The organism is Paenibacillus soyae (genome assembly GCF_024623455.1).
In the GTDB taxonomy this organism is placed as follows: domain Bacteria; phylum Bacillota; class Bacilli; order Paenibacillales; family Paenibacillaceae; genus Pristimantibacillus; species Pristimantibacillus soyae.
In genome coordinates this window covers 1-393 of the sequence record NZ_JANIPJ010000069.1, presented here as the reverse complement: position 1 = coordinate 393, position 393 = coordinate 1, and the positions used below count along the sequence as shown (strand labels likewise).

Here is a 393-nt window from a genome sequence, read left to right as displayed (position 1 = left end):
GCACTTTGCTCGCCGCTACGCGCTCTTCCTTCATCGCGGACAGGAAGCGCGTGAAGACGGATTCCGTAATGATGGAGAGCGGCACGCCGAGATCCAGGGAGCTTTGGCTCGTCCATTTGCCCGTGCCTTTCTGGCCCGCGGAGTCGAGAATAACGTCGACCATCGGCTTGCCCGTCTCCGGATCGTATTTCGCGAAGATGTCGCGCGTAATTTCGATCAGGTAGCTGTCGAGCTCGCCTTTGTTCCACTCGGTGAAAATTTCGTGCAGCTCTTCCGTCGTAACGCCGAGCACGTTCTGAAGCAGGTCGTACGCTTCGCAGATCAGCTGCATGTCGCCGTACTCGATGCCGTTGTGCACCATCTTCACATAGTGGCCGGCGCCGTCCGGTCCGA

The 393-nt window shown here is 58.8% G+C and carries 1 pseudogene; it reads right to left on the bottom strand.

From position 1 onward, the window contains the following. A pseudogene (locus tag NQZ67_RS30015) lies at positions 1-393 on the bottom strand (NADP-dependent phosphogluconate dehydrogenase); the annotation flags it as partial.